25 protein-coding genes are annotated in these 26,280 nt (G+C 65.8%); 14 read left to right on the forward strand and 11 right to left on the reverse strand.

From position 1 onward, the window contains the following. Window positions 1-62 precede the first annotated feature (62 nt). Complete coding sequence (metH, locus tag AC1RT8_RS09725) at window positions 63-2,717, forward strand: methionine synthase (protein ID WP_493075406.1); 2,655 nt, start codon at window positions 63-65, stop codon at window positions 2,715-2,717. A 119-nt stretch (window positions 2,718-2,836) separates the two neighbouring features. Here the strand turns inward: metH and AC1RT8_RS09730 are convergent, their stop codons facing one another. After that, window positions 2,837-3,175, reverse strand: coding sequence for a transcriptional regulator (locus tag AC1RT8_RS09730; protein ID WP_493075407.1), 339 nt, complete (start codon window positions 3,173-3,175; stop codon window positions 2,837-2,839). Next, entirely contained in the window at window positions 3,172-3,621 is a 450-nt protein-coding gene (locus tag AC1RT8_RS09735) for a hypothetical protein (protein ID WP_493075408.1), read from the reverse strand. The genes AC1RT8_RS09730 and AC1RT8_RS09735 overlap by 4 nt, the downstream gene beginning before the upstream one ends. A 182-nt stretch (window positions 3,622-3,803) precedes the next feature. Here AC1RT8_RS09735 and AC1RT8_RS09740 point away from each other — a divergent pair, with 182 nt between their 5' ends. Together AC1RT8_RS09740 and AC1RT8_RS09745 are read left to right on the forward strand one after the other, a co-directional pair. Further along, entirely contained in the window at window positions 3,804-4,733 is a 930-nt protein-coding gene (locus AC1RT8_RS09740) for a right-handed parallel beta-helix repeat-containing protein (RefSeq protein WP_493075409.1), read from the forward strand. A gap of 40 nt (window positions 4,734-4,773) precedes the next feature. After that, window positions 4,774-5,103, forward strand: a complete 330-nt coding sequence (locus AC1RT8_RS09745) for an SMR family transporter (RefSeq protein WP_493075410.1) — start codon at window positions 4,774-4,776, stop codon at window positions 5,101-5,103. A gap of 7 nt (window positions 5,104-5,110) precedes the next feature. Here AC1RT8_RS09745 and AC1RT8_RS09750 read toward each other — a convergent pair whose 3' ends face one another. From AC1RT8_RS09750 to AC1RT8_RS09760, 3 genes are read right to left on the reverse strand one after another with little or no spacing between them, the layout of a single operon-like run. After that, complete coding sequence (locus tag AC1RT8_RS09750; RefSeq protein WP_493075411.1) at window positions 5,111-5,467, reverse strand: hypothetical protein; 357 nt, start codon at window positions 5,465-5,467, stop codon at window positions 5,111-5,113. A 4-nt stretch (window positions 5,468-5,471) separates the two neighbouring features. Further along, window positions 5,472-6,509, reverse strand: coding sequence for a phytanoyl-CoA dioxygenase family protein (locus AC1RT8_RS09755; RefSeq protein ID WP_493075412.1), 1,038 nt, complete (start codon window positions 6,507-6,509; stop codon window positions 5,472-5,474). 27 nt (window positions 6,510-6,536) lie between these two features. Continuing rightward, window positions 6,537-8,195, reverse strand: coding sequence for an alkaline phosphatase family protein (locus AC1RT8_RS09760; RefSeq protein ID WP_493075585.1), 1,659 nt, complete (start codon window positions 8,193-8,195; stop codon window positions 6,537-6,539). A gap of 89 nt (window positions 8,196-8,284) precedes the next feature. Between AC1RT8_RS09760 and AC1RT8_RS09765 the strand changes: the two genes are divergently transcribed. The 4 genes from AC1RT8_RS09765 (at window position 8,285) to AC1RT8_RS09780 (ending at window position 13,665) form a co-directional block, all read left to right on the forward strand. Next, window positions 8,285-10,345: a protein-disulfide reductase DsbD family protein gene (locus tag AC1RT8_RS09765; RefSeq protein ID WP_493075413.1), complete on the forward strand. Its 2,061-nt coding sequence runs from the start codon at window positions 8,285-8,287 to the stop codon at window positions 10,343-10,345. Window positions 10,346-10,418: 73 nt separating this feature from the next. Next, window positions 10,419-11,912 (forward strand): circularly permuted type 2 ATP-grasp protein, encoded by a 1,494-nt coding sequence (locus AC1RT8_RS09770; protein WP_493075414.1) that lies wholly within the window; start codon window positions 10,419-10,421, stop codon window positions 11,910-11,912. Further along, window positions 11,912-12,847, forward strand: a complete 936-nt coding sequence (locus AC1RT8_RS09775; RefSeq protein ID WP_372849076.1) for an alpha-E domain-containing protein — start codon at window positions 11,912-11,914, stop codon at window positions 12,845-12,847. The genes AC1RT8_RS09770 and AC1RT8_RS09775 overlap by 1 nt, the downstream gene beginning before the upstream one ends. Next, on the forward strand, window positions 12,847-13,665 hold the full coding sequence (locus tag AC1RT8_RS09780; protein WP_493075415.1) for a transglutaminase family protein: 819 nt from the start codon (window positions 12,847-12,849) through the stop codon (window positions 13,663-13,665). The genes AC1RT8_RS09775 and AC1RT8_RS09780 overlap by 1 nt, the downstream gene beginning before the upstream one ends. Window positions 13,666-13,704: 39 nt before the next feature. Here AC1RT8_RS09780 and AC1RT8_RS09785 read toward each other — a convergent pair whose 3' ends face one another. Continuing rightward, window positions 13,705-14,499, reverse strand: coding sequence for an arginyltransferase (locus AC1RT8_RS09785; protein WP_493075416.1), 795 nt, complete (start codon window positions 14,497-14,499; stop codon window positions 13,705-13,707). A 226-nt stretch (window positions 14,500-14,725) separates the two neighbouring features. After that, window positions 14,726-15,964 carry a threonine ammonia-lyase gene (locus AC1RT8_RS09790; protein WP_493075417.1) on the reverse strand — a complete coding sequence of 413 codons (1,239 nt, stop codon included), beginning with the start codon at window positions 15,962-15,964 and terminating at the stop codon, window positions 14,726-14,728. A 36-nt stretch (window positions 15,965-16,000) separates the two neighbouring features. Between AC1RT8_RS09790 and AC1RT8_RS09795 the strand changes: the two genes are divergently transcribed. Further along, the gene (locus AC1RT8_RS09795) at window positions 16,001-16,939 is read left to right on the forward strand and encodes an NAD(P)-dependent oxidoreductase (protein WP_493075418.1); all 939 of its coding nucleotides are present in this window, start codon (window positions 16,001-16,003) and stop codon (window positions 16,937-16,939) included. Window positions 16,940-17,040: 101 nt separating this feature from the next. Beyond that, window positions 17,041-18,684 (forward strand): amidohydrolase, encoded by a 1,644-nt coding sequence (locus tag AC1RT8_RS09800; protein ID WP_493075419.1) that lies wholly within the window; start codon window positions 17,041-17,043, stop codon window positions 18,682-18,684. 160 nt (window positions 18,685-18,844) lie between these two features. Here the strand turns inward: AC1RT8_RS09800 and ctrA are convergent, their stop codons facing one another. Next, window positions 18,845-19,552 (reverse strand): response regulator transcription factor CtrA, encoded by a 708-nt coding sequence (ctrA, locus tag AC1RT8_RS09805; protein WP_372849064.1) that lies wholly within the window; start codon window positions 19,550-19,552, stop codon window positions 18,845-18,847. Between the two features lie 175 nt (window positions 19,553-19,727). Then, window positions 19,728-20,645, reverse strand: coding sequence for a LysR family transcriptional regulator (locus tag AC1RT8_RS09810; RefSeq protein WP_493075420.1), 918 nt, complete (start codon window positions 20,643-20,645; stop codon window positions 19,728-19,730). 120 nt (window positions 20,646-20,765) lie between these two features. Here AC1RT8_RS09810 and AC1RT8_RS09815 point away from each other — a divergent pair, with 120 nt between their 5' ends. After that, on the forward strand, window positions 20,766-21,464 hold the full coding sequence (locus AC1RT8_RS09815) for a pirin family protein (RefSeq protein WP_493075421.1): 699 nt from the start codon (window positions 20,766-20,768) through the stop codon (window positions 21,462-21,464). 166 nt (window positions 21,465-21,630) lie between these two features. Continuing rightward, window positions 21,631-22,233, forward strand: a complete 603-nt coding sequence (gene wrbA, locus AC1RT8_RS09820) for an NAD(P)H:quinone oxidoreductase (protein WP_493075422.1) — start codon at window positions 21,631-21,633, stop codon at window positions 22,231-22,233. Window positions 22,234-22,303: 70 nt separating this feature from the next. Here wrbA and AC1RT8_RS09825 read toward each other — a convergent pair whose 3' ends face one another. Continuing rightward, window positions 22,304-23,101, reverse strand: coding sequence for a M15 family metallopeptidase (locus AC1RT8_RS09825; RefSeq protein ID WP_493075423.1), 798 nt, complete (start codon window positions 23,099-23,101; stop codon window positions 22,304-22,306). 46 nt (window positions 23,102-23,147) lie between these two features. On the opposite strand from AC1RT8_RS09825, the gene AC1RT8_RS09830 reads away from it, so the two are divergent. After that, entirely contained in the window at window positions 23,148-23,795 is a 648-nt protein-coding gene (locus AC1RT8_RS09830) for an RluA family pseudouridine synthase (protein ID WP_493075424.1), read from the forward strand. A gap of 116 nt (window positions 23,796-23,911) precedes the next feature. Here AC1RT8_RS09830 and arfB read toward each other — a convergent pair whose 3' ends face one another. Beyond that, window positions 23,912-24,334 (reverse strand): alternative ribosome rescue aminoacyl-tRNA hydrolase ArfB, encoded by a 423-nt coding sequence (gene arfB, locus AC1RT8_RS09835; protein ID WP_493075425.1) that lies wholly within the window; start codon window positions 24,332-24,334, stop codon window positions 23,912-23,914. A gap of 96 nt (window positions 24,335-24,430) precedes the next feature. On the opposite strand from arfB, the gene AC1RT8_RS09840 reads away from it, so the two are divergent. Next, entirely contained in the window at window positions 24,431-24,916 is a 486-nt protein-coding gene (locus AC1RT8_RS09840; RefSeq protein WP_493075426.1) for a GAF domain-containing protein, read from the forward strand. Window positions 24,917-25,017: 101 nt separating this feature from the next. Then, window positions 25,018-26,109 carry an RcnB family protein gene (locus tag AC1RT8_RS09845; protein WP_493075427.1) on the forward strand — a complete coding sequence of 364 codons (1,092 nt, stop codon included), beginning with the start codon at window positions 25,018-25,020 and terminating at the stop codon, window positions 26,107-26,109. The last annotated feature ends 171 nt before the right edge of the window (window positions 26,110-26,280 follow it).

A 26,280-nucleotide genomic window follows, 5' to 3' on the forward strand; every position in this document is an offset into this window, starting at 1 on the left:
CGACCGTGACTTACAAGCCCTCCCCCGACCCCTCCCGCAAGCGGGAGGGGGGAAAGTCGAGAATGACCACTCCCTCCACCGCCCAGTTCGTCAATATCGGCGAGCGCACCAACGTCACCGGATCGGCGCGCTTCAAGAAGCTGATCATGGCGGGTGACTATCCCGCTGCGGTCGAAGTCGCGCTGCAGCAGGTGGAATCGGGTGCGCAGGTGCTCGACGTCAACATGGACGAAGGCCTGCTCGACGCCGAAGTGGCGATGACCACTTTCCTCAAGCTGATCGCCGCCGAGCCCGATATCGCGCGCATCCCCTTCATGATCGACAGCTCGAAATGGTCGGTGATCGAGGCGGGGCTGAAATGCGTCAGCGGCAAGCCGATCGTGAACTCGATCAGCATGAAGGAGGGCGAAGCTCAGTTCCTGTCTCAGGCCAAGAAGGTCATGCAGTACGGCGCGGCCGTCGTCGTCATGGCATTCGACGAGGTAGGTCAGGCGGATACCAAGGCACGCAAGGTCGAGATCTGCGAACGCGCCTATAAGCTGCTGATGGGCATCGGTTTTCCGCCCGAGGACATCATCTTCGATCCCAACATCTTCGCGGTCGCGACGGGAATCGAGGAGCACAACAATTACGGGAATGATTTCATCGAGGCGTGCAAGGAGATCAAGGCGCGGTTGCCGCATTGCCACATCTCCGGCGGGCTTTCGAACCTCAGCTTCTCGTTCCGCGGCAACGAGCCGGTGCGCCGCGCGATGCACTCGGTGTTCCTTTATTATGCGATCCCCGCCGGGCTCGACATGGCGATCGTCAATGCCGGCCAGCTCGACGTGTACGACACGATCGACCCGGAACTGCGCCAGGCCTGTGAGGACGTCGTCCTCAACAAGGACGATGGGGCGACCGAACGGCTGATCGCGCTCGCCGAACGCTACAAGGGCACCGACGAGGTCGCCGAGAAGCAGATGGCGGAATGGCGCGGCTGGCCCGTCGCCAAGCGGCTCGAGCACGCGCTGGTCAAGGGCATCGACGCGCATGTCGTCGACGATACCGAGGAAGCGCGGCTGCTCTATGCCCGGCCGATCGAAGTGATCGAAGGCCCGCTGATGGACGGCATGAACGTCGTCGGCGACCTGTTCGGGTCGGGCAAGATGTTCCTGCCTCAGGTCGTGAAATCGGCGCGCGTGATGAAGAAGGCGGTGGCCCATCTGCTGCCCTTCATCGAGGCGGCCAAGGAGCCCGGCGCGCGCGGCAAGGGCAAGATCATCATGGCGACCGTCAAGGGCGACGTGCATGATATCGGCAAGAACATCGTCGGCGTCGTGCTCCAGTGCAACGGTTTCGACGTGGTCGACATGGGCGTCATGGTGCCTTGGTCGGCGATCCTCGCGGCCGCCAATGAGAATGATGCCGACATGATCGGCCTCTCAGGCCTGATCACCCCGTCTTTGGACGAGATGGTCACGGTCGCCGAGGAGATGAAGCGCGCCGGCATGAAGATGCCGCTGCTGATCGGTGGCGCAACCACGTCGAAGGTCCATACCGCGCTGCGCATCGCACCGGCCTATGACGGCCCGGTCGTGCATGTGCTCGACGCCAGCCGTGCGGTCGGCGTCGCCTCGACCCTGGTCAGCGATACCCAGAAGGACGCCTTCGTCCTCAAGACCGCCGACGAATATGAGGCAGTGCGCGTCGCCCGCGCCGGCCGCACCCAGAGCGAGCTGGTCCCGCTGAAGGTCGCCCGCGACAATGCGTTCGAGGCTGACATGAGTCTCAAGCCGCCGACGCCGCACCAGCCGGGCGTGCATATCTTCCGCGACTGGGACCTGGCCGAGCTTCGCGGGATTATCGACTGGACGCCCTTTTTCCGCGCCTGGGAACTGGCCGGCAACTATCCCGCGATCCTGGAGGACAAGGTCGTCGGCGAAAGCGCGCGCAGCCTGTTCGCCGATGCGAACGCGATGCTCGACAAGATCATCGGCGAGAAATGGTTGACCGCGCGCGCCGTGACGGGGTTGTGGCCCTGCGTACGGCACGAGGACGATATCTTCGTCGATCCCGAGGGCGTGTGGAATCCGGATGAACTTGGCGGACTCGAGCATCTGGGTCTTGTCGAAAATGACGATCTCGTGCGCATCCCGATGCTGCGCCAGCAGATCGCCAAGCGCGAGGGCAGGGCGAACATGTGCCTGTCCGATTTCATTAGCCGCGACGGTGACTGGCTCGGCGGCTTTGCAGTCAGCATCCACGGCATCGAGCCGCATCTCGCGCGCTTCAAGGCAGCGATCGACGATTATTCGGACATCCTGCTGAAGGCACTGGCCGACCGCTTCGCCGAGGCGCTGGCCGAGGCGCTGCACCGCCATGTCCGCACCACCCTCTGGGGCTATGCGCCGGATGAGCAGCTGACCAACGAAGCGCTGATCAAGGAGCAGTATCGCGGCATCCGCCCGGCGCCCGGCTATCCCGCCTGCCCGGATCACAGTCTGAAGCCGACCCTGTTCAAGTTGCTCGACGCGCACCACGCGACCGGCATCTCGTTGACCGAAAGCTTCGCGATGCTGCCGACCGCGGCGGTTTCGGGCTTCTATTTCGGCCACCCGCAGGCGGAGTATTTCGGCGTGGCGCGCGTGGGTCGCGATCAGCTCGAGGAATATGCCGAGCGCCGTGGGATCGATCTCCCGACAGCGGAGCGCTGGCTGCGGCCGAACCTGGACTGATGGATTTGGTTAGCTACTCTCCCCCGTTCGTGCTGAGCTTGTCGAAGCACCGTTCTTCCTTTTAATCGCTGAAAGAAGAACGGCCCTTCGACAAGCTCAGGGCGAACGGAAGGGGAGCGCTACACCTGCACCGAGACCTGTGCGTTCGTAGTTTCAGGCTCCTCAACCATCCCCGCCAGCGCTTGCAGCGCCGCCACATGCCCGCGGAACGCAGCACGCCCCGGGCGGGTCAGCGACGCCCAGGTCCGCTGACGCCCATCCATCGCCGCCTTGCGCAGCCGGACGTAACCGGCCTCGGACAAAGCGGAGAGGTGTTTCGACAGCACGGAATCGCTGACATCGGCGGTCTCGCGCAACATCGCGAACTCGGCGTCCTGCACCGCCGCCAGCACCGCCATGATCTGCAGCCGCGCCGGCGGGTGGATCACCGGATCGAAGGCCAGCCGTGGCACGCTCACGCGGCCACACCCATCTCGCGCCGGAATGCGCGCTGCCACAGGATGCTAGCATAATAAGCGAGCCCCGCAGTGAGTACGCCGATCGCCACTGGCGCCCAGTGGATGCCGCGCTCACGGGCCAGCCAGACGCTGGCGAGATACAAGGCGAGAAAGATCGCCAGCATCGCGAAGGTGATCGGGCGGGTGCGTCCGGAGCGATAGCCGTTGATGAACATGCCCGTCCGCCGGCGATCCCACCGGACGATCAGCGCGACACAGACGATCAGCACCGCTTCCGCCACCAGCGTATAGAGCGTCGGCAAGGCCGGGGTGGCGACCAGGCATCCCATGACGGCGCCGAAGGCCAGATGGCGCGCGGGCGGACAATCCGCCGCAGCGGCCAGTCGGGCCTGCGACGCACGCATCGCGGCCAGTGCCTCGGCTGCGTCGGTGGATGATGTGGACATACGAATCTCCCTTTCCAATGTGGAAAGTGATGCGCTTCACTTTCCATATCGTCAAGTCATAATTTTCCACATTGGAAAGTGATCGGCTTTTCTGTGTGTGACGGAGGCAGGAGGGTTAACCCTCTATTACCCTTCCCATATCTCCCGCTCCGGCGCATTCCCCGCGCGAAGGAGCAAGCCCTATGCGCCGCATCATTCCGTTTATCGCCCTCGCGTTGACCGTGCCTGCCGCCGCCCAGCGTGGCGCGCCTTTCACGATCCAGGAAACCGGCCAGGGCTTCGCGACGATCGACGATGCGGTTCAATCGGTGCGCATGGGCACCGCGACGATCCTGATCGCGCCGGGCATCTATCATCAATGCACCGTGCAGGCGGGTGGGGTGATCACCTTCAAGGCGGTACAGCCCGGCACCGCGATCTTCGACGGCACGACCTGTGAGGGCAAGGCGGCCTTCGTGCTGCGCGGGCAGGGATCGTCCGTCGACGGTCTCGTCTTCCGCAACATGCGCGTGCCCGACGGCAACGGCGCCGGCGTGCGGACCGAGATGGGCAGCCTCACCGTCACCAATTCGATGTTCATGGACAGCCAGGAAGGCATTCTTGGCGGCGAGCCGGTCAACCAGAAGATCGTAATCGACCGCTCGACCTTTGCTGGCCTCGGCCAGTGCGACGAGACGCCCGACTGCGCGCATTCGATCTATCTCGCCAATCAGGGATCGGTCTCGATCACCAATTCGCGCTTCGAACGCGGTACCGGCGGCCATTATGTGAAGCTGCGCATCCCCAACATCTCGATCACCGACAACAGCTTCGACGATACGAGCGGGCGCAAGACCAATTACATGATCGACCTGCCGGAAGGATCCACCGGCCTGATCACCCACAACACCTTCGTCCAGGGACGGCAGAAGGAGAATTGGACCGGCTTCGTGGTGGTTGCGGCGGAAGCGCGCAATTACCGCTCGGCCGGCCTGCGCGTGGAAGGCAATGTCGCGAGCCTCGCCCCGGGCGAGACGCGCAGCCCAGCCTTCGTCGCGGACTACAGCCATGAGCGGCTGGCGGTCGGGGCGAACAAGCTCGGCACCGGCATCCGGATGTTCGAGACGCGCTGAGGCTTTGTCGCAAGATGCGCCGGCGCGCTATAGGCCGGTCATGCCGTATCTCTTCCTTGCCATCGCGATCGCCTCGGAGGTCTGCGCGACCTCCTTCATGAAGCTGTCCGAGGGCTTCACCCGCCCGGTGCCGTCGATCCTCACCGCGATCGGCTATGCCATCGCCTTTTATTTCCTGTCGCTGACCTTGAAGACCGTGCCGACCGGCATCGCCTATGCGATCTGGTCGGGCGTGGGCATCGTCCTGATCGCGGCGATCGCCTGGATCTTTCAGGGACAGAAGCTCGATGCCGCTGCCATCGTCGGCATGGCGCTGATCATCGCTGGCGTCGTCGTGATGAACGTCTTCTTGAAAGCGGCGGCGCACTGATCTTCGGCTATGGCCGTTCAGTCAGCGGTTCGGTTAGCTCGTAATAGGCCGTCCAGATGAGACCGAGTGCAGTCATGCCCAGCCAGAGGACTGCGCCGAACAGCCAGCCGTCGCCCACCGCAAACTCCACGACAAGCCATGCGAGAAGCACCGACGCCATCCCGGTCCGGTAGAATGAGCGGTTCGGCCGCCGCGACCGTGTTTCGAAGAGCCAGCCCACACCAAGGAGGACCAGAAACACAAGGCCACCTCTCACCGATCGAATCGAGATTCCCGCGCTCGCAAAATACAGGATGGCCAGCCACAACGGGAACATCGGGCTGCGCGATAGACGAAAGCCGGTCTTCGGTTCGCCGCCGTCCATAGGTCTAGCGCCACACCGGATTGGCGGTGAGGTCCGCCGGATACATCGTCAGATATTGCGCCATGCGTGGCCGGTCGGTGCGGTTCGGGCTGGCGCCGTGCGGCAGGTCCTGGCGCCAGATGATCAGGTCGCCCGCGCTCGCGCCAATCGTCACCGCCCCGCTGCTCAGATCGACTTCGCGCGGATCGCTATCGCCCACATTCTCAAGCCAGCCCTCGATCCCCTTGTGGAAACCCGGCACGAGCTGAAGCGCGCCCTGATCGGCGGCCGTATCGGTGAGATACAGGATACCCTGAGTCGCGAACGGGATAGGCAGGGCCAGGCTCATGTCGAAATGCAGGCGCGGCCCTGGAAAGGCATAGCCCGGCCGCTCGGGCGGGTTGAAGCTCAGCCGGTCGGTGATCATCCAAAGATCGCTCGTGCCCCAGAGCTGGGCATGGGCCTTGTGCACCCGCAGCGATTGCCGCGCCGCCTCCATCGCCGGGTCCTGGAAATGCTGAACCATGATGCCGTTGGGGCGGCGCACGTACCAGCTGTCCGGATCCTCCGGCGTGGCGTTCACCTGGCGCCAGAGCAGGTCTTCGGCTGCCCTGGCCTGTTCCGCGGTGATCGCCTGGCGCAGGATGATGAAGCCATGCTCGTCCCAATGCGCCAGATCGGCCTTGTCGAGCACTGCCGGTGCCTCGTCGATCGCCCGTAGTTGTCGCGCGACGTCGCTCGGTGGCGGCGCATTGTCGAGCCACGCATGGAATCGCGCGACCTTCACTGGATCGGGCTCGCCGGCGGTATCGAGGATCCAGGCCTGGAACGCCGGGAAGTCGGGCAGGTCGTTGGCGAGATAGGTCAGCGTCTGCTCTAGCCCCAGGCCCAGCACGTCGAGCATCGGACGCAGCTCGGTCGCCCGCGTCGGTTGCGCGTTCGACCGGAAGCTGTGCCGCGCCCAGAAATCCTCGAGTCCTCGGACTTGTAGCAGATGATCCGAAGCAGGGGTGAAGGCAGCTAGGGAGGCGGTCATGTCGCCGACAGCATCGAACAGCGCCACCGCCCCGTCAATGACCTGCCGTGGCCGCTACTGGCAGGTCGATCCCGGTCCCGCATCGAGATCGAGGCAACGCCCGTCCGGCTTCGGTGCGGAGACCGGCAGGTCGATCAGCCCGGCGAGCGTCGGCATGATGTCGACCGTCTCGATCGACAACGGCTGTTCGAACCCGGTCATGCCCTTGCGCCAGAACAGGATCGGCACGCGCCGGTCATAGTCCCAGAAGCTGCCATGGGTCGCGACGCTGCTCTTGGTCGGGTCGACGATCGTGGTGATGCGCGGTTTCATCGCCACGACGATGTCGCCTGATCGCGGCGCATAATAGGAGGCACGGGCGCGCTGGAGCAGGGTCCAGGTCTCAGGCGGTCCGCTCGGGCTCGGGGTCGCGGCGATCTCGGCCCGTGTGAAGGCGATCTGGACCTGCGGATGTGCGCGGATGCGGGCAAGCGCTTCCCTCATCACCGCGGCACGCTGCGCTTTGGTCAGCTTGGGATCGATCCAGACATCGCCCGATCCGGGGTCGCCATAGAGTAGCGACCCTGCAACCTTGAGCTTCAACTTGGCGATGATCTCCTTGCCCATGTCGGACAGCGAATAGCTCTTGTCCATCCGGGCGGCTTCCGGGATGCCATGCTCGCGGTTGCGCTCGGGCAGGTCGTGGCCGCCATGATCGGCGGTCAGGACCACGGCATAGTCGACGCCGGTCTTGTCCAGCACGTCGAAGAAGGATCCGAGCGACCGGTCGAGATTGGCGAGCTGCAGGCACATCTCGTTGCCCTCGGTGCCATAGCCGTGCCCGACAAAGTCGGTGGCCGACGCGCCGACCGCGATCAGGTCGGTCGTGCTGCCCTGGCCAAGCTTCATGTCCTGCACCATCCCGGCAGCGAGCGCGAGAACCGCGGCGTCGAAGGCGGGCGAGGCGCGGAACCTCGCCGCATCACCGGCGGCGCGTTCGAAGCGACCGCTGCCAACGGTCTTGCCACCGCCGACCGGGATGGCGCGGTCGTGCGCTATGCAGAAATCGGGCTCGTCGAGCGGCCCCTGCGACTGCGCGATCAGCGCAGAGATGGTCGTATTGGTGCGATCCACCACCGCCGGCGTGGCGCGGCCGGCATAGGAGACGAACGCCTTACGGTCGCCGTCCCACCACCAGAGTTCGTCGACTTTATGGCCGCCCATCATCACCGCGGCGCGGTCCTTGCCGGCGATCGAGACGACACGCGTCGCCGGGTTCGCCGCCTTCATCCGCTCGCCGAGCGTGGGCACGAGCAGATGCTTGTCCGACACGGTATATTTGGACGAGGTGCTGCCGGGCACGCTCTCGTCCTCGGCGCAATAGATCTGCTTGTCGGCGCGGGGCGTCTTCAAATCGGCCCAGGCATTGGCGATGATGCCTGTATGCTCCGGGCGGAAGCCGGTGAGGATGGTCGAATGGCCCGGGCAGGTCTCGGTCGCGGCATGGCTCTGATAGCCCGACGGAAAGACCGCGCCGTCCAGCAGTCGCTTGAAGCCTCCGGTGAAGCGATTGCGATATTCGGCGAACAGGTCGGCGGAGAACTGATCGACCGAAATGGCGACGATCAGCTTTGGGGGCGTCCGGGCGGTGACGACAGGTGCGGGGGGCGGAGCTTCCTGGGCTGGGAGTGGGGCCGAGATCGCAATAGCGGCCAGGGTGGCGAACGATGCCAATCTTTTCACGTAATGATTCTCCGCGCTCAGGTGCAAAGCACCGCGCGCGCCGCTATGGGCGAGCGGGTGACTGCCGACAAGGATGGCCGATGCGCGCGTTGGGTTACCTGATTGTGACGTTTATGGCCGGGCTGGCCGCAATTGCGGGATTCCCGGCGACGGCGTCGGCGCAGGCGCCCTCCGCAATCGGCAAGGGGCCGCACCTTGCGATCCGGCTGGTCGCGGAAACCATGACGCCGGCCGCCGGGCAGGACGTGACCCTCGCCCTCGACTCGCGGCCCGAGCCGGGCTGGCACGGCTATTGGCAGAATCCGGGCGACGCCGGCTTCCCGGCGACGCTCAAATGGACTCTTCCCAGGGACGTCGCCGTCGGTGAGCCAGCTTATCCCGTGCCCGGTGTGCTGCTGATGGCAGGGCTGATGAACTATGTGTTCGAGGCGCCCTATGCACCGCTGGTGACGCTCAAGGTCCCGGCCGGGCTCGCGACGGGAACGAGTCTGCCGGTAAAGCTCCACGCGCAATATCTCGTCTGCACCAAGACGCTGTGCGTACCCGAAGAGGCCGATCTGTCGGTCGACCTGACCATTGGCGACGGCGCCGTCCCCGCCGAAAGCCGGACGCGTTTCGATGCCTGGCGTCGCGCCATCCCGAAGCCGCTCGACGCGACGGGCAGCTTCCAGAGGCAGGGCGAGCGGATCAGGATCGCCGTGCCCTATCCGGCAAGTGCGCCGCTGGCGGATGCCTATTTCTTCCCGATCACCACCGGCCTGGTCGATTACGCCGCCGAACAGGAGGTTTCGCGCGACGGCGATCGTGTCGTGGTCGAAACCAGGGCCGGAACCGGCGGCACCGGCCCGCTTGTCGGCGTGCTGCGGATTGCACCGGGCCAGGGCCTGATGGTGACGGCAGCCGCGGGCGCCGTGGCTGCATCATCGTCGCCGGCCGGCGCACCCGATGGCGTGTTGATGGCGACCTTGATCGCCTTTGCCGGCGCGATGCTCGGCGGGCTGATCCTCAACATCATGCCCTGCGTCTTTCCGATCCTGAGTCTCAAGGCGCTCAGCCTGGCGCGCGGCCATCTCGACGAGCGCTCGGCGCGGCATGAGGCACTGGCCTATACCGCGGGCGTCGTCGCGGTCTGCGTCGCACTGGGTGGCGCGATCCTCGCGCTGCGGGCGGGCGGCAGCGCGGTCGGCTGGGCGTTCCAGCTGCAGGACCCGCGCGCGATCATGGTGCTGTTGCTGCTCACCGTCGCGCTCGCGCTCAATCTGGGCGGCCTGTTCGAGATACCCACGCCGCGTTTCGTCAACCAGGCGGGTGGCGCGAGCGGCGCCTTCGCGACCGGCGCGCTGGCGGCCTTCATCGCCACGCCCTGCACCGGCCCGTTCATGGGCGCGGCGTTGGGTGCGGCCCTGGTGCTGCCATGGCCCGCCGCGCTCGCGGTGTTCGCCGGGCTAGGCCTTGGCCTTGCGTTGCCCTTCCTCGCGCTCGGCTTCGTGCCTGCGCTCCGCAAGCGCCTGCCCAAACCCGGCGCCTGGATGGAGACTTTCCGCCGCGTCCTTGCGATCCCGATGTGGCTGACCGCCATCGCGCTCGTCTGGGTGCTTGGCCGCCAGACCGGCGTCGACGGCATGACCCAGGGCCTGCTCGTCGCGCTCGGTGCCGCGATCATATTGTGGGCCGCCGGCCGGCGTCAGGCGCGCGGCCTCGGCTTCGGCATCCCCGCCATCGTGATGCTGCTCGCGATCGTTGCCGGCGGCATCTGGCTCGCCGCGACCTCGCACCGCCCCCAGGCCGCCCAGGCGCAAACCACAGGCTCGGCCGAACCCTTCAGCGAAGCACGGCTCGCGACACTCCGTGCCGAGGGCCGGCCGGTCTTCGCGTATTTCACCGCTGACTGGTGCCTGACCTGCAAGGTCAACGAAAAGGTCGCGATCGAGACCGACACGGCGCAGTCCGCCTTTGCCGCACACAAGGTCGCGGTGATGGTCGGCGACTGGACCGATGGCGATCCCGTGCTCGGCCGCTTCATCCAGGCGCATAATCGCGCCGGCGTGCCGCTCTATCTCTATTATGCGCCCGGCGCCGCAGAGCCCAAGGTGCTGCCGCAGGTCCTCACCCCGGCCATGCTCGCCGAATTGGGCAGCTGAAAACGCCCCTTGTGCGGCGCAGCAAAACGTCGCAGCATGGAACTTGGCGGTTACATGGGGGCTTTACCGTTCGATGGGGACACGACGCGCGTTTGACGAGATCATGGGGCAGAGCGGCTCGACCACGCCGCGACCGGAACTCGCCGCGCTCGGAACCTGGCTGGACGAGACGCCCGACGCCGAACTCCGCCGCCGCCAGCAATCGGCCGAACAGACCTTCCGCCAGCTCGGCATCACCTTCGCGGTCTATGGCGACAGCGACGCGTCGGAGCGCATCATCCCTTTCGACATCGTCCCGCGTATCTTCCTCGCCGACGAATGGTCGCGGCTGTCCGAAGGGCTGGTGCAACGCGTCGAGGCGATCAACGCCTTTCTCGACGACATCTATGGCGATCGGAAGATCCTCCAGGCGGGCGTCCTTCCCGAGGATTTGATCTTCGGCAATCCGCAGTTCCGGCCGGAGATCGCCGGCATGCGGCCGCCGCACGGCATCTGGGCGCATATCTGCGGCATCGACCTCGTCCGCACCGGCCCCGACGAATTCTTCGTGCTCGAGGACAATGCCCGCACTCCCTCGGGTGTCAGCTATATGCTGGAGAACCGGGAGGCGATGCTGCGCCTCTGCCCCGAATTGTTCCGCGAGTTCCGCGTGGCGGCGGTGGACTCCTATCCCGACCGTTTGCTCGAGACGATGAAGTCGGTCGCGCCGCACGGCTCGGGCCAGAGCCCGGTCTGTGTCGTGCTGACGCCGGGCCATTTCAATTCGGCCTATTACGAGCACAGCTTCCTCGCGGATTCGATGGGCATCGAGCTGGTCGAGGCAGCGGATCTCGTGGTCGATGACGACATCGTCTGGATGCGCACCATCGCCGGCAGGGTGAAGGTCGACGTGATCTATCGCCGCATCGACGACGATTATCTCGATCCCCTCGTGTTCCGCCCGGATTCGATGCTCGGCGTGCCCGGCCTGATCGCGGCATATGCTGCCGGCAATGTCGCCCTGCTCAACGCGCCGGGCAACGGTATCGCCGACGACAAGGCGATCTACAGCTATATGCCGGAGATCGTCCGCTTCTATTCCGGCGGCGAGCCCAAGCTGCCCAATGTCGAGACCTGGCGCTGCCGCGAGCCCCAGGCGCTGAAATACGTCCTCGACAACCTCAAGGACGTGGTGGTGAAGCTGGTCGACGGCTCGGGCGGCTATGGCATGCTGGTCGGGCCGACCGCGACCAAGGTCGAGATCGAAACCTTCCGCGCCGCGCTGATCGCCGAGCCGCATCGCTATATCGCACAGCCGACCCTGGCGCTGTCGACCGTGCCGACCTTGAGCGATAACGGTCTTGCGCCGCGCCATGTCGACTTCCGTCCGTTCGTGCTGACCGGGTCGAAGGGCATCCAGGTAGTGCCCGGCGGTCTGACCCGTGTGGCGCTCAAGGAAGGCTCGCTGGTGGTGAACTCGTCGCAGGGCGGCGGCACCAAGGACAGCTTCGTGCTGATGGACGGCGGGAATACGCAGGCCCAGACGCAAACCGGGGGCGGTATGAGCCAGGGACAGGGGAGCGCCTGATGCTCTCCCGCACCGCTTCATCGCTCTACTGGCTCGGCCGCTATATCGAGCGGGCCGACTTCATCGCCCGTCTGGTCGAGGCGACCGTCCGCCTCGACGTGCTCTCGCCGCGCCCGGCGGGAGAAGCTGCCTGGGCCAGCGCGCTCGCCGTGACCGAAACCGACACCGCCTTTGCCGCGACGGGCGAGACCATGACCCAGCAGCATGTCGCGCGCTTCCTCACGCTCGACGGCAGCCATCCCGGGTCGATCGTCCGCTGCCTTGACATGGCGCGCAACAACGCTCGCGCCGTCCGCACCGCGCTGACCCGCGAGGCATGGACCGCGATCAATCGTGCCTGGCTGATCTTCCACAGCCGCTCCAGCCCCGGCGGCGCCACTGCCACGCTCGGCCTGGTCGATGCGGTCAAGACCGAGGCGCGGGGCTTCGAAGGCGCGATCCACCGCATGCTGCGCAACCAGACCACCTGGTTTATCCGCCTCGGCCAGGCAGTCGAACGCGCCGACAACACCGCGCGCCTGCTCGACGTGAAATATCACTTGCTGCTGCCCGAGGGCGAGCAGGTCGGCGGCGTGGTCGATCGCGACCAATGGACCACGATCCTGCAGACCGTCTCCGCCGTGACCGCCTATCGCTGGCTCTATTCGGAAGGGTTGCGTCCGGCCAACGTGATCGACCTGCTCATCTCCCGCGCCGAACTGCCGCGCAGCCTCGCCGCGTCGGCCGAGGAGACGCTCGAGATTCTCAATCTGCTTGCCAAGCGTACCGGCCTGCACGGCGAGGCCGACCGCATGGCCCGCATGCGCCAGCAGCGCCTGGCCAAGACCCGTTCCGGTGAAGTCATCGCCAGCGGCTTGCACCAGTATCTCCAGGCCTTCAACGCTGAGAATGATCTCCTCCACGAGGCGATCGGCCGGCAGTTCAAGTTCGGCTGATGCGGCTGACCATCGATCACCGGACGACCTATCGCTTTTCGGTTCCCCAGGGCCGCGTCACCCAGCTCCTTCGCCTCACGCCGAGCGGCACCGACGGCCAGGCGGTCGCGAGCTGGGGCATCCATGTCGATTGCGACGCCCGGATGCGCCACGGCCGCGACGGTTTCGGCAACCGCACGACGATGCTCTATGTCGACGGGCCGATCCACGGTATCGAGATCGAGGTGTCGGGCGAGGTCCTGACCAACGGCAGCGACGGGGTGCTGCACGGATCGGTCGAGCCGCTGCCGCCGGCCGTCTTCCTGCGACCGACGCCGCTGACCGAAGCGAGCGGCACGCTCGCCGATTTCGCGGCCGATGCGGTCGCGTCGGTGACCGATGCGGTCGAGCGGATGCATGTGCTGAATGTCGCCTTCCACAAGCATTTCGCGCTCGATCGCGGCCGGCCGGTATCGGGGCGGAGCGCCGCCGAGGCTTTCGAGCTGAAGTCGGCGACACTTCGCGACTTCGCCCAGATGTTCACCGCAGGCGCACGTGGGCTGGGCGTTCCGGCGCGCTATGTCTCCGGCTACAGTTCGGCCTGCTTCATCGGCGATACGCCGCCCGCGCCGCATGGCTGGGCGGAGGTCTTTATCGAGGGGCTGGGTTGGGTCGCCTTCGATCCCTGCACCGGCCTTTCGGCTGACGATGCCTATGTGCGGGTCGCGGTGGCGCTGGATTCCGCTGGGGCAGCATCGGTCGCCGGGTCGCGGCTGGGCGAAGGGAATGAGGAATTGGACGTGGATCTCCACGTCGGACAGGATAGCGCGCAGGATTGATCTCAAATAACCCCCCTTCAGGGAGGGGCTAAATTTGGCCTATGCCAGCTCGTCCGCCATCAGCACATTCTTCTGCGCCGGGGGGGCATAGGTCGCGTCCTCGTCGGTCAGCAGGCTCCAGCCGGTCGGGCCGAGCACTTCGATCGGGCGATAGCGCGTCTTGTACGCCATCCGCTCCGATCCCTTCACCCAATAGCCGAGATAGACATAGGGCAGGCCGATGCTGCGCGCGCGCAGGATATGGTCCATGATGATCATGTTGCCGAGGCCCGCGCGCAGCGGATGGTCGGCGTCGAAGAAGCTGTAGATCATCGACAGTCCGTCGGCCTGCTGGTCGGTCAGGCACGCCCCGATCAGCCGCCCGCGCACGCCGTTCTGTGCCGGTTCGCGATATTCGATGATGTAGCTGTTGACCGGCGAATGCTCGACCATGTCGGCATAGTCGCCCTCGTCCATATCGGCCATGCCGCCGCCCGGATGGCGCGAGGAAAGATAGCGGCGCAGCAGCTGATATTGCTCGTCGGTCGCCCAGGCGCGGCAGGCGGTGACCTCCATGTCGCTGTTGCGGCGGATCTGCTTGCGCTGGGTGCCGTTGGGCACGAACTCCGACGCGACCACGCGGACCGAGACGCAGGCGGTGCAGCCGGCGCAGCTCGGCCGGTACGCGACCGACTGGCTGCGGCGGAAACCGATCCGGCCCAGGGCGTCGTTGAGATCGCCCGCATGCGGGCCGTTCAGTTCGGTGAAGACCTTCCGCTCCTGGCGTCCCGGAAGATAGGGGCAGGGCGACGGGCTCGTCACGAAGAAGCGCGGAAAACGAAATGGCGCGGTCACCGCCTACAACCCCTTTTTCCACCTTGGCCCGATGCCCGGTTCGACCCGTTATGAATCGGTTGAGTCGTGATGAAAAGCGGCTTTACCATGAAAGAGAGTTAACGCCGCGGTTGCTTCGAGTCTTGAAGATTCACGCCCCGGGCGGACTTGACGCGCACCATATCGCATCCCGCGACTCGCGAATAGAGTCGCCGGAATCGTTTCGTCGCAGTTCTGATTCAGTTCGTCAGGCGAGTTCGACCGGGCTGACCTCATACCCATCGTGACGCAGCGCCGCCATCAACCGGTCGAGATGCGCCTTGTCGCGGGTTTCGCATTCGATGTCGGTGATCAGGCCCTTGGCGGGCAGGGTCGTGAAGACGCGCTGGTGATAGATTTCGATGATGTTGACGCGCTCGGCATCGAAGATCCGCGCGACGTTGAACAGCGCGCCGGGCTGGTCCTGCAGCCGGATGCGCAGCCGGGCCAGCCGGCCCGACCGGGCGAGATCGCGCAGCAGCACATTGGCGAGCAGCCGTGTGTCGATATTGCCGCCGCACAGGATGACGCCGACGGTCTTGCCGCGGAAGCGCTCGGGATGCTGCAGCAAGGCAGCCAGGCCAGCGGCGCCGGCGCCCTCGACCACGGTCTTCTCGATCTGGAGGAGCAGGCTGACCGACTCCTCGAGGCTGCGCTCGCTCACCAGCACGATATCGTCGACCAGCGCCTGTACGATATGCGCGGTGATGCCGCCCGGCTCCTTCACCGCGATACCCTCGGCCAGCGTATCGCCGGCGCAGGGCAGGTCGGTGCCGTTGACCCGGTTGTACATCGACGGGAACAGCTCGGCCTGAACGCCGATCACCTCGATCGGGTGGTCGGCCGCGCGCGCGACCGTCGCCGTGCCGGAGATCAGCCCGCCGCCGCCGATCGGGACGATGAAGGTGTCGATCGCCGGCGCATCCTCCAGCATCTCGAGCGCGACCGTGCCCTGGCCCGCGATCACCCGCACATCGTCGAACGGGTGGACGAAAGTCAGGCCGCGCTGCGCTTCCAGCTCGCGCGCATGGGCATAGGCGGCGTCGAAGGTGGTGCCGAACAGCACGACGATCGCGCCATGCCCTTCGGTCTGGGTCACCTTCACCGTCGGCGTCGTCGTCGGCATCACGATCGTCGCGGGAATGCCGAGGCGGTTGGCGTGATAGGCGAGGCCCTGCGCATGGTTGCCGGCCGAGGCAGCAATCACGCCCTTCGTTTCTGCGGGAAGCTGGAGCAGCGTGTTGAGCGCGCCGCGCTCCTTGTACGCTGCGGTGAACTGGAGATTCTCGAACTTCAGATAGACCGTCGCGCCAGTCAGCTTCGACAAGGTCTGGCTGATGAAGGTCGGCGTGCGGACGATCGACGCGGCAATCCGCGCATGCGCCGCCTGGACATCGGCGAGGGTGACAGGGAGCGTTTCGGCGGCGGGCAGGGGATCGGTAGCCATAAGCGGGCGAGGTAGGCCCTGAAATCGTCAGCCGCAATGGTCGTTACGGCTCACGCGTGCGTACTCTCAACTAGCGTGACGCGAAAACACCGCTTATCGCGAACCTCCATGAGCAACATCGCATTCATCGGAACCGGAGTGATGGGCGCGCCGATGGCGGGGCATCTCGTCGCCGCCGGCCACACCGTCACCGTCTACAACCGCTCGCGCGCCAAGGCTGAGGCCTGGGCCGAGAAACATGGCGGCACGGTCGCCGCGACCCCGGCCGAGGCCGCGGCTGGCAAGGAGGCGGTGTTCAGCTGCGTCGGCAATGACGACGATCTGGCCGAGATCACCCTGGGCGCGGACGGCGTGTTCGGCACGATGGCGGCGGGCGCGTTGTTCGTCGATCACACCACCGTCTCGGCGAAGATCGCACGGCGGCTGGCGGAAGAGGGCGGGGCCAAGGGCTTGCTCGTCGTCGACGCCCCCGTCTCGGGCGGCCAGGCGGGTGCGGAGAACGGCAAGCTCTCGATCATGTGCGGCGGCACCGCCGAGGCGATGGCCGCGGCTGAGCCGCTGATGCAGGCCTATGCGCTGCGCATCGTCCATATCGGTGAAGCCGGTGCGGGCCAGACGACCAAGATGGTCAATCAGATCGCGATCGCCGGCGTCGTCCAGGGCGTCGCCGAGGCGCTGCGCTTCGCCCAGGTCAGCGGGCTCGACACCGACAAGGTTTTCGAGGCGGTGTCGGGCGGCGCGGCGTCGAGCTGGCAGATGGTCAATCGCTGGTCGACGATGAGCGAGGACAAGTTCGATTTCGGCTTCGCGGTTGACTGGATGCGCAAGGATCTGGGCCTCACGCTGGACGAGGCACGGCGCAATGGCGCAAGCCTGCCGCTCACCGCGCTGGTCGATCAATTTTATGCCGACGTCCAGAAAATGGGCGGCGGCCGCAACGACACGAGCTCGCTGGTGCGCAGGTTGGCGCGGTGATTTATTTCTTCCGTCATGCCGGACTTGTTCCGGCATCCACGGTTCCACAAAACAAACGGCCGCTGGTCGTGCGGACCAGTGGATCCCGGGACAAGTCCGGGATGACGACCTGGCTTTTGGCGAGCGTCGCCCTGTCCCTTACCACCCCGGCCTTCGCCGACTCGCTCGTCGATAACGTCAACGGCATGACGCTCGACAAGGATGGCAAGGTCATCCACTTCAACGGTGTGCTGATGACGCCCGACGGCAAGGTCATCCGGCTGATGCAGCCGAACGACAAGCGCCCGGAAAAGCTCGACTGGCGCGCCGACATGAAGGGGAAGGTGCTGCTCCCCGGCTTCATCGATGCGCACGGCCATGTGATGGATCTCGGTTTCCGCGACGTCGAACTCGACCTGTCCGGCACGACATCGCTCGACGAGGCCAAGGCGAAGATCGCTGCCTATGTCGCGGCCAATCCCGACAAGAAATGGGTGCTGGGCGGCGGCTGGAACCAGGAACTCTGGGCACTCGGCCGCTTCCCGACCGCGGCCGATCTCGATTCAGTGGTCAGCGACCGCCCTGTCTGGCTTTCCCGTGTCGACGGCCATGCGAGCTGGGCCAACACCGCCGCGATGAAGGCGGCCGGCGTGACTGCGAAGAGCGTCTCGCCCCCTGGCGGCCGGATCGAGAAGACCGGCATCGCCCCCAACGGTGTGTTCGTCGATGCGGCGCAGGATCTCGTCAACAAGGCCGTGCCGCAGCCCTTGCCCAAGGACCGCGATGCGGCCTTGCTCAAGGCGCAGGCGAAACTGCTCAGCCTCGGCGTCACCGCGACCGCCGACATGGGTAGCACGCTGGACGACTGGCTCAGCTATCGCCGCGCCGGCGATGCGGGCGCGTTGCGTATCCGCATCATGAGTTATGGCAGCGGCGTCGAGACGGCGATCCGGGTCGGCGGTGCCGGGCCCACGCCATGGCTCTATGCCGACCGGCTGCGCATGGGCGGGGTGAAGCTCTATGCCGACGGCGCGCTCGGCTCGCGCGGGGCGTGGCTCAAGGCGCCGTACAGCGATGCACCCAAGGAATCCGGCCTCGGCTTTCTCGCCGACGACGTCATCCGCAACCTGATGAGCCGCGCGGCGATGGACAATTACCAGGTCGCGGTCCACGCGATCGGCGACAAGGCCAACGCGCAGGTGCTCGACGCGATCGAGGAACTGTCCGAGACCTACAAGGGCGATCGCCGCTGGCGGATCGAGCATGCCCAGATCGTCGACCCGGCCGATCTGCCGCGCTTCGGCCAGCATGGCACGATCGCCTCGATGCAGCCGACGCACCAGACCTCCGACCGCGCGATGGCCGAGGCGCGGCTCGGGCCGGACCGGCTCGCGGGCGCCTATGCCTGGGCGTCGATGCTGAAGAACGGGTCGGTGCTCGCCTTCGGCTCCGACTATCCGATCGAAAGTCCCGATCCCTTTGCCGGCTGGGCCGCGGCGTTCACGCGCCAGGATGCCGAAGGCCAGCCCTATGGCGGCTGGCGCCCGGAAGAGAAGCTGACGCGCGAACAGGCCTGGTGGGCGTTCACGGGGGCCGCCGCCTATGCCGGTTTCGCCGAGGACAAATTCGGCCGCCTCGCCCCCGGCCAGCGCGCCGACTTCATCATCGTCGACCGCGACCCCCTGCTGGCCAGCCCAAGCGAGCTGCGCGCGACGAAGATCGAGGAGACCTGGGTGGGTGGCCACAAGGAGTATGTGCGGAAATAGGGGAGGGCGATGCCCTTTCCACCTCTTGCCGTCATCCTGAAACAAATTCAGCATGACGGAGTGGTTTGGGCTGAGGCCTCCCGCACAAAAAACGAAAGGCCGCGGCACCCCCCGATGCCGCGGCCTTTACTCCCGCAAATAAACTCGGGAGCGTGACGATTCAGGCGACCTCGGCCACCGGCGTGCCGACCTCGTCCGGCTCGCGCAGCACATAGCCGCGGCCCCAGACGGTCTCGATGTAATTCTCGCCTTCGCAGGCCAGGCTCAGCTTCTTGCGGAGCTTGCAGATGAAGACGTCGATGATCTTGAGTTCGGGCTCGTCCATGCCGCCATAAAGGTGGTTCAGGAACATTTCCTTGGTGAGCGTCGTGCCCTTGCGGAGCGAGAGCAGCTCGAGCATCGCATATTCCTTGCCGGTCAGGTGGACCCGGCTGCCATCGACTTCGACCGTCTTGGCGTCGAGGTTCACGGCGAGCTTGCCGGTGCGGATGACCGACTGGCTATGGCCCTTGGAACGGCGGACGACGGCGTGGATGCGCGCGGTCAGCTCTTCGCGGTGGAACGGCTTGGTGACGTAATCGTCGGCACCGAAGCCGAAGCTGCGCACCTTGGAATCCATCTCGTTGATGCCCGACAGGATCAGCACCGGGGTCTGCACCCGGGCGACCCGGAGCTTCTTCAGCACATCATAGCCGTGCATGTCGGGCAGGTTCAGGTCGAGCAGGATGATGTCGTAATCATACAGCTTGCCCAGATCGAGGCCTTCCTCGCCCAGATCGGTCGTATAGACATTGAAGCCTTCGGTCGTGAGCATGAGTTCGATCGCCTTGGCGGTCGTCGGCTCGTCCTCGATCAGCAGCACGCGCATCTGGCAGTTCCCCTGTCACTTCGCGGCGCTCGACGCCCCCTGCGGCTCGACGCACCCTGCACAAACTATTAACCTGATCAGGAATGAACGCAAAAGGTTAATTCTTCGCTAACCGGCCTGAATCCACGAGTCGTGGGGATTCCACGGATCAGGAATTACCCTTAGTGAAGCGGTTTCAGCTGCCCTCGGGACCCTGGTTCGCACAGATGCTGCGAAATCTCTCGGTAAGGAAGCTTATCAAGGCTTCGACCCGCGCCGGGCGCAGATTGCCCGGCGGGGTGAGCAGATGCAGCGCGATCGGCGGCATGTGCCAGTCGGTCAGGATCGCCTCCAGCGTCCCCGCGGCAAGGTCGTCGCCGACGATGAAGTCGGGCAGCACGCTGATACCCAGTCCGGCCCTGAGTGTCGGCAGCAGCGCGTCGCCGCTGTTCGAGCGGAGTGGCCCGGCCGGCCGGACCGCGACCTCGGCGCCGCCCGGCCCGACGAAGCGCCACGGTCCGGTGACATTGGTGTAACCGAGGCAGGCATGTTCCCCCAGTTGTGCGGCATGGGTCGGGCGCCCGTGCTTTTCGAGATAGGAGGGCGAGGCGACGATATGCGTCGCGATCGGGCCGAGCCGCCGGGCGCGCAGCGAACTGTCGGGCAGATCGGCGATACGCAGTGCGACATCGATCCCCTCCGCCACGATATCGACCTTCGCGTCGGACAGGTTGAGATCGATTTCGATCCCCGGATGATCAGTCAGGAATTCGGCAAGGGCGGGTGTCAGGCTGACCAGTCCCAGCGTCATCGGCGCCGTCACCCGGATCAGGCCGTGCGGCGCGGTCGCCGCATCGTGCGCCGCTTCCTCGGCCGCCACCGCTTCGGCCAGGATGCGCGCGGCATGTTCGGCCAACGCTCTGCCGCTCTCGGTCAGGGTCAGCCGCCGCGAGGTGCGGTGGAACAGCGACTGGCCGAGATGCACCTCGAGCCGGGTGACCGCCTTGGACACTGTCGCCTTCGACACCCCGATCGCATCAGCCGCGCCGCTGAACGAGCGATGTTCGACGACCGAAGCGAAAATTGCCCATGCTTCGAGATCCGGCAGACGCATTTCTTCGTTCCTCCCCGAGCTTGCTCGGGGAGGAGTTAGCACTGGAAACGATCAGTTTCCAGTGTTTCCATTTACGTCGTGATTCAAACCCTTATCTTGGCGGCAACAAGGAGACACCCAATGATCGAGAAAAGATCGTTCGAGAGCCTCGGCCATGCCGATCATGGCTGGCTCAACGCCCGCCACCATTTCAGCTTCGCCAATTATTATGACCCGTCCCGCATGGGCTGGGGCGCGATCCGCGTCTGGAACGATGACGAGATCGGGCCGAACTCAGGCTTCCCGGCGCATCCGCACCGCGACATGGAGATCATCACCTATGTCCGCAAGGGCGCCATCACCCACAAGGATTCGATGGGGAACGAAGGCCGCACCGAAGCGGGCGATGTTCAGGTGATGAGCGCCGGCACCGGCGTGCGCCATGCCGAATATAATCTCGAGCCCGAGACGACGACGCTCTTCCAGATCTGGATCGAGCCGAAGCGGACCGGCGGCTCGCCGAGCTGGGGCGCCAAGCCTTTCCCGAAGAGCGATCGCAGCGGCAAGTTCGCGGTGCTCGCCAGCGGCTTCGCCGAGGACAAGGACGCCCTGCCGATCCGTGCCGATGCGCGGGTGCTCGGCGCGACGATCAAGGCCGGCGAGACGATCACCCACAGCGTGGGCGAGGGGCGTCATGCCTATCTCGTCCCCGCCACCGGCGCGATCGAGATCGACGGCCAGCCCTTCAAGGCGCGTGACGGCGCTGCGATCGGCGGCGGCCAGACGGTCGAGATCAAGGCGATCGAGGATGCCGAGCTGGTGCTCGTCGACTCAGAATGATCGAGTTTCCGTTTCGCTCCATCCCCCCGGGGCGGAACGGACGGGGGTGGGCCTTCGTCCTCCCCGAAAGCCCCGGCCTCAGCAACCGGGCGCTCACCCCCAGTCCCTCCCGCCCAAATTTCCCTTGGTGCGGGAGGGACATTTTCTCAATTCTCAGGAGATTTTCATGACCAAGGTTCTGGTGCTCTATTATTCGTCCTACGGCCATATCGAGCAGATGGCCGATGCCGTTGCCGAGGGTGCCCGCTCCGCTGGTGCCGAGGTCGATATCCGCCGCGTGCCCGAAACCGCGCCGGCCGAGGTCATCGCGGCGGCCGGTTTCAAGGCCGACACCGCGCATCCGGTGATCGAAAGCGTCGAGGCGCTTGCAAACTATGACGCGATCATCATCGGCGCGCCGACCCGCTTCGGCCGTTTGCCGAGCCAGATGGCGTCCTTCCTCGACCAGGCCGGCGGCCTGTGGTTCCGCGGCGCGCTGAACGGCAAGATCGGCGGCGCGTTCAGCTCGACCGCCACCCAGCATGGCGGGCAGGAGACGACGCTCTTCTCGATCATCACCAATTTGCTGCATTTCGGCCTGACCATCGTCGGTCTGGATTACGGCTTTGCCGGCCAGATGGGCGTCAAGGAAGTCCACGGCAATTCGCCTTATGGCGCGACGACGATCGCCGATGGCGACGGCAGCCGCCAGCCAAGCAGCGTCGAACTCGATGGCGCGCGCTATCAGGGTCGCCGTATCGCGGAAGTCGCGGGCAAGGTCTTCGGCTGATCCAGCACTGCCGAGCTATGAAGGAGGGGCGTTCGCGGCTTGCCGCGGGCGCCCCTTTTCGCGTGAGCCCCTAGAAATAGACACCCGGCCAGACGATCGGGATCGGCAGCACCAGGGGTGCCGGTTTCGCATGGATCGCCTGGATCACCGGTCCGGCAATCCCCGGCCGGGCGGGATATTGCGCGCGGGCGCGGGCGAATATCGAACGTGCCCGTGCCGCGCCGGGCGACTGCGCGGTCCGGCCGACCCAGCGCCAGTGCCACGGTTCCCATCCGACATCCTGCTTGTTGCTCGCGGGGAAGGACAGCTCGAAGCCGAAGTCCCGCGCATGGGCGATCAGCCACAAGCCCGCTAGGGTGCTCGCCATGCACCATTGCAGATCCGGGCAGCCGGGCGAGGGATGAACCCCGAAGTCGATCGCATAGCCGGTGGAATGCTCGCTATAGCCCGGCGGCCCGACGTCGCGCGACCGAGCTGCGACGTCCCCGCAGCTATCGCGCGCCCGGCAGAAGACCGATCGCTGATAGGCGATGGTGCGATAGCAGGAGACGCCCCTGAGCTTATGCGCGACGCCCGGCGTCGCGTTCGCGGCGTCGATCAGGGCGGTGAGGTCCGCTGCCGCATATCGCTGCAGGCGACATGCCCCGCCCAGTGCGAAGCCGGGGGAGGTGACGGGCACCATGTCGCTCGCCGGGGCCTCGGCATAAGGCAGATGGCCGAACATCCGCCCGTCGGACCCTGTGACGCCGATGCCGGGCACCATGATCGGGGCCGCGCCGGCGGGCTGGACCTGCGCATGAACCGGCACCGTGCCGAGGAACGCGGCCGACAACAGGGCCCGGATCGCGTGCTTGATACTCGGCTTCACCGGGGTTCCTCTGGCATGTGGCTGCGCGGAGTGGCAAGGGCATCAAATGCTCCTCGATAAAGTCCTGTTCCTCGATGGTGAGGCAATCGTGATCGACAAGCCCGCCGGCCTGCCGGTCGACCGGCCCCGCGACGGCTCGCTCAGCCTTGAAAACCATCTCGAGGCGCTGGCCTTTGGTTTCCGGCGCTGGCCGCAGGCGGTGCACCGGCTCGATCGCGATACCTCGGGCTGCCTGCTGCTCTCGCGCAATCCCAAGGCACATGCGCGGCTTCACCATGCGTTCGAGGCAGGCATCGTCGAGAAGCGCTATCTCGCGGTGCTGGAGGGCGTCGTCGAGGGAGAGAGCGGCCTGATCGACCTTGCCTTGTCCAAGGTGAGCACCGCCGAAACCGGCTGGCGGATGCGGGGCGATCCGAAGGGCAAGCCCTCACGCACTGCCTGGCGCGTGCTGGAAGTGAAGGACGGACGCAGCTTCGTCGAGTTTCGCCCCGAAACCGGCCGCACTCACCAGATCCGCGTCCACGCCGCCGAGGCGCTGGGTGCGGCGGTGGTCGGCGATCCGGTCTATGGCGACGGCAAGGGCGAGAGCTTGCTCCACGCCGCGTCGCTGGTGGTGCCGCGTGTCGGCAAGGATCCGATCAAGGCCGAGGCGCCGCTGCCCGAACGCTTCCTGAAGGCCGGCTTCAGCGTCTGAGTTCCACATAACCCCGTTCGCCCTGAGCTTGTCGAAGGGCTGTTCTTCTTTTCGACAGGAAGAAGGAAGAACAGTGCTTCGACAAGCTCAGCACGAACGGGAGTGGGTATTCGGTCCTAATCGATCGGTTTGCCCCGCAACGATTTGACCGTCGACCTCTTGGCCTTGCCCTCCATGCGGCGGGCCTTTGCTGCCTTGGACGGCTTGGTCGGGCGCCGCTTCTTCGGGACGATCGTCGCCTCGCGGATCATCTCGATCAGCCGCTCGCGCACTTCCTGCCGGTTGAGGAGCTGGGACCGCGCGCCCTCACTCCGCAGCACAAGCACGCCCTCGCGCGTCATCCGCGACCCGGCCAGCATCGCCAGCCGGTTCTTCACCGCCTCGGGCAGATTGAGCGAGGCGCCGACATCGAAGCGCAGCAGCACGGCCGAGTCCGTCGTGTTGACATGCTGCCCGCCCGGTCCGCCCGCACGCGTGAAGGATTCTTCCAGCTCATCGCTGTCGATCGAGATCGATCGGGTGACGGGAATGGCAACCATAGCTCCCGGTTAAGCGATTCGACGGTTCGGGCCAATCCGATGCTTGCATGCGGCATCAACCGGCCTCATCTCGCGCGCACAGACGAAGGAAGACGCGTGTACCAGTTCGACATCTCCGCCGGCTCCAAGGCCGATCTCTATCATGATCTCGAAGCGGCCCTCGGCGCGCTCACCGCCGACGAGCCGGATGCGATCGCCAATATGGCAAACGCCGCGGCGCTGATCTGGCAATATCTGCCTGGCCTCAACTGGGCCGGCTTCTACCGGCTGGTCGGGGGTGAGCTGGTGCTCGGGCCGTTTCAGGGCAAGGCCGCTTGCATCCGCATCGCGATCGGCGCGGGCGTGTGCGGTGCCGCCGCCGCCAGCCTCGAAACCCAGCTGGTCGAGGACGTCCACGCCTTTCCCGGCCATATCGCCTGCGACGCGGCGAGCCGGTCCGAGCTGGTCGTGCCGATCGTCAATGACGGGAAACTGATCGGCGTGCTCGATCTCGACAGCCCGGAAGCAGCGCGGTTCGATGCCGAGGACGCGGCCGGTTGCGAGGCGCTGGTACGGCTGCTGGCGCCCCGCATCGCGCAATGATCCGTTTCGGGACAGGAGTCTGACTCGTCGAAAACGCCGCAATTTGGTAAGCAATCTCTTAATCATCGGGCGATGTCCTGCCCAAAAAAGAGGTGTTTACCATGCGGACCCTAGTGATCGCCGGCCTTGCAATGGTTACCGCGATCTCCGCGACTCCGGCCGCAGCGCAGCGCACCCTGTCCAACGGTCAGGTCTGGCAGAACGGCCGCATCGTGCCGCCCGCGACGGTTTCACCCAATCCGCCGAGCATCAATCGCGGCCCCGGCGTCACCTGGGGCCCGGGCCCGGTGTCGAATAACCAGCCGCCGAGGGTCTCGCCCAACCCGCCACAGATGCCCAACCCGCCTCGCAACGGGCAATGGTCCGGGAACGGCCAGTGGTCTGGCAATGGTCAATGGCGCGGCGGCAATGCCGTACGGCCCGGCTCCTATCCTCGCGGTGTCGAAACCCGGCAACAGCGCACGGGCGGCGGCTATAATTCAGGGCTGATGCCTGGTCACGACCAGGTTCAATCCGGCCAGCGCCAGCATCGTTGGGGCAATTCGGTCGGCGGCCGCTGGTATGGCGGCAGCAACGCGCCCGGCGGCTGGAAGGCCTATCGTCGCCCGAATCGCGGCTGGACCCTCCCGCGCTACTGGATCGCGCCAAGCTTCTTCATCGGCAACTATGGGATGTATGGCCTGTCGACCCCGCCCTATGGCTATAACTGGACGCGCTATTACGACGACGCCGTGCTGACGGACTCGCGCGGCCGCGTGTATGATTCAGTCAACGGGATCGACTGGGATTCCTATGACGACGACTACGGCTATGGCGAAGACTATGCCTATGGCGGCGGTGGCGGTGAGGCCGAAGCCGGCTATGGCTATGCCGCGGCAGCAGGTGGCGGTGGTGGCGGTTACGGTGCCGGCTACGCACCGCCGCCGGTCCAGTACACCCAGGGCCCGTCGCCCCAGATGGTGCAGAACGGCTATACCCAGACCTATTCGAGCGGCGGCGCGGGCGGCTATGTGAGCGGCGGCTATTGGTATCCGCCGGTGACCACCACGACCGTCACCGTTCAGTCGGCCCCGGTCGTCACCACCACGACCACCGAATATGTCGAAACCAGCTACCAGTCGGCCCGGCGCGCCTACAAGGCGCCGAAGCGGACCTGGCGGCCCAAGTCGAAGGTGCGCTGCCTCTGCAATTGAGGCCGATCCGATCACCCCTCCCCGAAACGGGAGGATGGGGCCCGCGCCGCGCGCGGGGAGTGAGGGCGAGCCGGGGGGACTCGCCCTCCTCTGATTCCGGAGCATCGAGTTCATGCGCGAGGCCTTTGCGTAGCCCTTCGCAATTCTGTTCCGACAACAAGAAAGAGCGAG

It is taken from the genome of Sphingomonas sp. GW821-FHT10F11, assembly GCF_058809095.1.

Bases quoted from the DNA above. Each gene is read 5' to 3' on its own strand.
- AC1RT8_RS09740 (WP_493075409.1), top strand. From the start codon at position 3,804: ATGCGCCGCATCATTCCGTTTATCGCCCTCGCGTTGACCGTGCCTGCC.
- metH (WP_493075406.1), top strand. From the start codon at position 63: ATGACCACTCCCTCCACCGCCCAGTTCGTCAATATCGGCGAGCGCACC.
- AC1RT8_RS09780 (WP_493075415.1), top strand. From the start codon at position 12,847: ATGCGGCTGACCATCGATCACCGGACGACCTATCGCTTTTCGGTTCCC.
- AC1RT8_RS09800 (WP_493075419.1), top strand. From the start codon at position 17,041: ATGACGACCTGGCTTTTGGCGAGCGTCGCCCTGTCCCTTACCACCCCG.
- AC1RT8_RS09765 (WP_493075413.1), top strand. From the start codon at position 8,285: ATGCGCGCGTTGGGTTACCTGATTGTGACGTTTATGGCCGGGCTGGCC.
- ctrA (WP_372849064.1), bottom strand. From the start codon at position 19,552: ATGCGCGTGCTGCTGATCGAGGACGAGCCGACGACCGCCAAGGCGATC.
- AC1RT8_RS09745 (WP_493075410.1), top strand. From the start codon at position 4,774: ATGCCGTATCTCTTCCTTGCCATCGCGATCGCCTCGGAGGTCTGCGCG.
- AC1RT8_RS09770 (WP_493075414.1), top strand. From the start codon at position 10,419: ATGGGGACACGACGCGCGTTTGACGAGATCATGGGGCAGAGCGGCTCG.
- AC1RT8_RS09750 (WP_493075411.1), bottom strand. From the start codon at position 5,467: ATGGACGGCGGCGAACCGAAGACCGGCTTTCGTCTATCGCGCAGCCCG.
- AC1RT8_RS09735 (WP_493075408.1), bottom strand. From the start codon at position 3,621: ATGTCCACATCATCCACCGACGCAGCCGAGGCACTGGCCGCGATGCGT.
- AC1RT8_RS09845 (WP_493075427.1), top strand. From the start codon at position 25,018: ATGCGGACCCTAGTGATCGCCGGCCTTGCAATGGTTACCGCGATCTCC.
- arfB (WP_493075425.1), bottom strand. From the start codon at position 24,334: ATGGTTGCCATTCCCGTCACCCGATCGATCTCGATCGACAGCGATGAG.
- wrbA (WP_493075422.1), top strand. From the start codon at position 21,631: ATGACCAAGGTTCTGGTGCTCTATTATTCGTCCTACGGCCATATCGAG.
- AC1RT8_RS09790 (WP_493075417.1), bottom strand. From the start codon at position 15,964: ATGGCTACCGATCCCCTGCCCGCCGCCGAAACGCTCCCTGTCACCCTC.
- AC1RT8_RS09810 (WP_493075420.1), bottom strand. From the start codon at position 20,645: ATGCGTCTGCCGGATCTCGAAGCATGGGCAATTTTCGCTTCGGTCGTC.
- AC1RT8_RS09815 (WP_493075421.1), top strand. From the start codon at position 20,766: ATGATCGAGAAAAGATCGTTCGAGAGCCTCGGCCATGCCGATCATGGC.
- AC1RT8_RS09830 (WP_493075424.1), top strand. From the start codon at position 23,148: ATGCTCCTCGATAAAGTCCTGTTCCTCGATGGTGAGGCAATCGTGATC.
- AC1RT8_RS09775 (WP_372849076.1), top strand. From the start codon at position 11,912: ATGCTCTCCCGCACCGCTTCATCGCTCTACTGGCTCGGCCGCTATATC.
- AC1RT8_RS09795 (WP_493075418.1), top strand. From the start codon at position 16,001: ATGGTCGTTACGGCTCACGCGTGCGTACTCTCAACTAGCGTGACGCGA.